Source organism: Mycobacterium kyorinense, from assembly GCF_002101735.1.
In the GTDB taxonomy this organism is placed as follows: Bacteria; Actinomycetota; Actinomycetes; order Mycobacteriales; family Mycobacteriaceae; genus Mycobacterium; species Mycobacterium kyorinense.
In genome coordinates this window covers 1-2,663 of sequence record NZ_LQPE01000009.1, presented here as the reverse complement: position 1 = coordinate 2,663, position 2,663 = coordinate 1, and the positions used below count along the sequence as shown (strand labels likewise).

The 2,663-nt window shown below is 68.2% G+C and carries 1 protein-coding gene; it reads left to right on the top strand.

The window, feature by feature from the left end:
* Window positions 1-171 precede the first annotated feature (171 nt).
* A partial coding sequence (locus tag AWC14_RS01780; protein ID WP_085240927.1) for a hypothetical protein occupies window positions 172-2,663 on the top strand: 2,492 nt, incomplete at its 3' end.

Sequence of the window (2,663 nt, the reverse complement as noted above, 5' to 3'; positions counted from 1 at the left end):
CTGGTCGGTAGCTTGTTACGCCGAAGGTGTGTGACCTGCGGGTTTAGCCACATCTCGCGGGGTTCTGTCGGCGTGTTCGTGTTGGTTGTAGCGCTTTCCCGAGCTTTAGACTGTGTGCTGAGTGACAATGTGTCGCGGGGGCAACCGGTCCGCAGGTAGGGGGAGACCCGGATGAGCGATGTCGACAAGTCCCAGTCGGATGGTGCCGACGAGGTTATCGGCGACAACTGGCCCACCGACAGCGCCGATGACGCCGCGGCCGCGGCTGATGAGCAGCGGCGCATCGCCGCCCAGATGGACGAAGCCGGGCGTGCTGCAGCCCAGGGTAAGGCCTACGCGTCCCAGGAGATGGAGGGTGCGGCGGCTGAGGCGTTGGCGGCGAAATACGGGATCCACATGGGTCAATTCGCGGATCGGTTGCAGGCGCATCTGTATACGGCTGGTTGGTTGTCGATGTTGGCGATGGCGATCACGTCGACGAAGCAGGCGATGAACGCGGCGGTGGACGGGCACTTGCCGTTTCACATGGCGCCAAAGGCGGACTTCTTTGATGGCCTGGTCGGTAACTCTAGTGCCAAGACTCAGGCGCAAAAGGACGCGAATTTGAATACCGCGCGGGAGGCGGTACAGGCAGCGAAGCAGAATCTCGAGCATGTTAAGACGCAAGTCGCGCTTGGTATTTCGTCCGGAATGAAACCGCCACTAGTTCCCTCACTGCCGAAGAACGGTCAACAAGCACCGACGACAAAGAACACGACCGGAGACCTCGGCACCGGTGGTGCGCCAGGCGATTTCCCTGCAGCCGCGCCTGCTCCCGGTGCGTCGGCGCCAGGTGGGCCCGGTGCCGGCCCAGCAGCTCCAGGGGCGCCAAGCGTGCCGGCTGCGCCGGTGTCGCCGTTGGGTGGTTCGGCTGGGAGGGCGCCTGCGGCGACGTTGCCGCCGCCGACGTTGAATGACCTGCCGGGCGGTGGTGGTTCGGGGCTGGGCGGCTCTCCGATGGGTAGTGGGTCGCCGTTTGGGGGCTCGCCGATGGGCGGCATGCCGATGGGCGGCATGCCGGGTGGGATGCCGCAGATGCCGCAGATGCCGCAGATGCAGCCGCCGCAGATGCCGCAGCTGCCGACGCAAACACCGGGCAATGACATCGCCAAAACCGTTGGGGACACGGTCGGCAAACTGGCCGGGGCGCATAACGGGCAGCCAATCTCGTCGGACACGCTGGGCAAGCTGCTGGACGCCCAGCGCGGCGATGGCACCGGTGCTGGGGGTCCTGGTGGTTTGGGTGACGATAAGGGCACCGTGGTGAAAAACGACGACGGCACCCTGGTCGATGACGGGAAGAACGGGCACGGGTTGAAGCCGCATTCGCCCGGGCTGGGCGGACCGGCGGGTGGGCCGACCGATCCCTATAGCGCGGAGAACCGCAACCCATCGTTGAATAACCCGGCCGCCCCACAGGTGACGGGTCCGCCGTCGCCGGCGGCGCCGACCGTGACACCGCAACCGCCGGTGGTGTCGGCGCCGATCACCCAACTGTCGGCTGATGACGCCACCCCACCCCCGGCCGCCGCGCATACCACGGCCGCTGCGGGCGGGGACCCAACCCAGGCCGCGACACACACCGCAGCCAACGGCAACGGCTCGGTGACTGCGCCGCCGCCGGGTGGGGCTAACGGTGCCCAACCCGCGGCCGCTCAAAACCAGCAGCAGCCGTCGTCGTCGGGTGTTGGGGGCGCGTTGGGTGCCTACCCGGGCGGGGCCGGGTTTGCTCCGTTGCCGCCGGCGCCGCCGATGTCACCGGCGATGATGGGCGGCGGAGCGGCGATGCCCGCGGCGTTGGGTGCAGCCGCGGTCGGAGGGGCGGCGGCGACCCCGGTGATCATGCCCGCCAAAACCGCCACCACATCGACATCGTCGAACACGGGTGGGGCGCTGGCGGCCGATCCGGCCGCGGCGGCCTCGGTGGAGCGGATCACCGTGTTACCGCCCGAACATGCGGTGGCCCATGAGCATTTGGCCGGTGTGGTCAAGGCACTTCGCGACCGCCCGGGTATCGCGTGGACCAGTGCGCGCGCCGCGATCGGGGTGTTTTTGTTTGAGGAGGCGGGGTTGCCGTCGCGGCGGGTCCGCTACATCTTGGCCACCACCGATGGGCTGTCGGTGATCCCGATGGACGTCAAACTGCCGGCCGGGCTGGAATTGCTGTCCGCGGTGGTCGACCTGTCGGGCAGCTTCGCCGCCGATTGGGGTGGCCACGAGCGCCCCGCCCTCAAACTCGCCGCCGCCGCCGACGCGTATGCGAATGTGTTGGGGCAGTTGGATTATCTGGTGAGCAACGACACCGCCGACGGGAGCTTGGCGCCGGCGAAAACCTCCGGTGTGACCGAGGTGGTGCAAACCATGACCCAAACCGATGCGCTGATCGCGACCCGTAAGGCCTCGCCCGCCACCATGCCGCGGGTCAATGCCGCCGCCCCGCATATCCCACCGGGCCGTGCCGCCGACGCCCTGGATGCGTTCGGGCGTGCCTGGCGGTTCGAGGACGGCACCCCCAACGACCTCAAAGAAGCCACCACCCGGTTGTGGGCGGCCCGCTGGGGGGTCGGCAAGCGTCGCCTGGAACGCCCCACCGACTACGCCGCCATCCTGGCCACCTACTGGTA